The organism is Pseudomonas sp. SIMBA_067 (assembly GCF_046534675.1).
Classification (GTDB): Bacteria; Pseudomonadota; Gammaproteobacteria; order Pseudomonadales; family Pseudomonadaceae; genus Aquipseudomonas; species Aquipseudomonas putida.
Map to the genome: position 1 here is coordinate 1 of NZ_JAWRYH010000858.1, position 254 is coordinate 254.

1 protein-coding gene is annotated in these 254 nt (G+C 58.7%); it reads left to right on the forward strand.

Annotated features, from left to right (window positions below; all coding sequences use genetic code 11):
* Window positions 1-10: 10 nt before the first annotated feature.
* The coding region (gene lysC / locus SB765_RS31640) for an Rz1-like lysis system protein LysC (protein ID WP_410932756.1) at window positions 11-254 on the forward strand (244 nt) is incomplete at its 3' end.

Below are 254 nucleotides of genomic sequence, written 5' to 3' on the forward strand. Positions count from 1 at the left end.
GAACTGAAACGTGAGAACGAGGATTTACGCCGCTGGGCTGATACTCCTTTGCCTGCTGACATTATCCGGCTGCGGGAACGTCCGGCACTCACCGGAGGTACAGCTTACCGTCAGTGGTTGTCCGCGAGTGACGCCGTGTCGGCTGGATCAGGCAACGCCGCGCACTAACGGTGATCTGAACGCGTTGCTGGATGAAACGGAGGCCGCCTGGGCGGTCTGTGCAGACAAAGTGGACATGATTATTGCGTGTCAGG